The sequence below is a fragment of the Nitrosomonas communis genome (assembly GCF_900114745.1).
Classification (GTDB): domain Bacteria; phylum Pseudomonadota; class Gammaproteobacteria; order Burkholderiales; family Nitrosomonadaceae; genus Nitrosomonas; species Nitrosomonas communis_A.
This window is the reverse complement of sequence record NZ_FOUB01000175.1, coordinates 1-1,459: the sequence shown is the minus strand read 5'-3', so window position 1 is coordinate 1,459 and position 1,459 is coordinate 1. Positions and strand designations below refer to the sequence as shown.

Annotated in this window: 1 protein-coding gene and 2 pseudogenes; 2 read left to right on the top strand and 1 reads right to left on the bottom strand. The window is 37.6% G+C overall.

The features are described from left to right. Positions 1-553: 553 nt before the first annotated feature. Positions 554-782, top strand: a pseudogene (gene tnpA / locus BM122_RS26680) (IS200/IS605 family transposase); the annotation flags it as partial. A gap of 105 nt (positions 783-887) precedes the next feature. Then, positions 888-1,041, top strand: a pseudogene (locus tag BM122_RS26675) (transposase); the annotation flags it as partial. A 286-nt stretch (positions 1,042-1,327) separates the two neighbouring features. Here the strand turns inward: BM122_RS26675 and BM122_RS26480 are convergent. After that, positions 1,328-1,441 carry an LPXTG cell wall anchor domain-containing protein gene (locus BM122_RS26480; RefSeq protein ID WP_218152217.1) on the bottom strand — a complete coding sequence of 38 codons (114 nt, stop codon included), beginning with the start codon at positions 1,439-1,441 and terminating at the stop codon, positions 1,328-1,330. Positions 1,442-1,459: the final 18 nt, after the last annotated feature.

Sequence of the window (1,459 nt, the reverse complement as noted above, 5' to 3'; positions counted from 1 at the left end):
TTGCAACGACTATGGCATGCGCAATATAACGCGTACTTTGATGAAAATAACCAATTATGCCAAAAACGTGATCAAGCCAAACTCGTCGACATTTTAAAAAAAGCCTCATGAGTAAAAATAGTGCTATTTCAATCTGTCTTGCTCTACTTTTCCATCATTTCTTTAATCTGTCACTGAGCCTATGTACGCAATTTCCGGAAGAACCAAAAAGGAATCAGATGAAGAAGTATTGTCAGCAGTTCACCCGAGAGCAACGCCATCAGGTTTACGGATAAAGAAAGCAGGTGTAATTCCAATTTTTAATATAAACAGCAATTAAAGATAATGTAACTATCTGTAAATAAATAATATTATTATATAAATAATTTACTTTTCTATTAGGATTTGGAATAAGTAAGGAAAGATAGCGAATGAAGCTGGCGTGAATAAGTCTACGATCTCGCGTTAAATAAATAAGGTAATCCCCCGGATTTTCCGGAGAACTATTAAAGGTTCGACCGTGTGATATGGTCACCCTGATTCTCTTAGCTTGATCAAGAGCTAGGAGAATCAAATGAAAGATTATCAGAGTTTGGCCCATACAACATGGGACTGTAAGTACTATGTCGTATCTATCACAAAGAGAAAAAAGAAAGTAATATTTGGAGTAATCCGAAAGCACCTTAGGACGATATTTCACGAGTTAGCAGAGCAGAAAGAATGTCAGATAGTGGAAGGACACATCTGATGCCTGATCATGTGCATATGTGCATCAATATTCCTCCGAACTACTCAGTATCTTATTTCATTTCCAAATCAAAAATGACGAGAAGGCGAGCCGCAGACAGTATAAAGGATACGGCAAGGTGAAGCCGACAATGTCAATTTTAATTTAGAAATGGAATTACGTAGTAATATATATCAAGGGAAAAAGTGCAATATCGATTGCGCGGAGATTTATGGGAAGAACAAGGAATTTTACAGGTGAGAGTTTTTTGGGCGCGTAGTTATTTTGTATCTACGGTGGGATTAGATGAAGAGATGGTCAAAGAATATATTTGACATCACGAGAAAGAAGATGCGCATTGTAATCAGCTCAAGCTAGGGGTATGAGGAGGCCACCTTTAGGCGCGCCAGCTTTTGTCCCTTTGAGGGGTTAAAAAAATAAGCCTCCGGCTTTGCCGGAGGTAATTTAACCTAGGCTCTAGACTAACAAAGTATTCCTGCTAGTATAGAGCCATAATGATTATCTAAAGCAAAACACAATAATGGGTAATAGTCTTAGTAAAAATTTGTTCTGAATACGATTAACCAAAATTGATCAAACATTATGCTGCGCTAATTTTAGCTAAGCAGTTGTTACTTTATTCTTTTTACTACGCATTAAGAATAAAGCAGCAGCAGCTGCCAACACAATGATACCGATGATATAAGGTAGATTCGATTTTCCACCTGTTCCCACTGCAAACGGAAAGCGGGA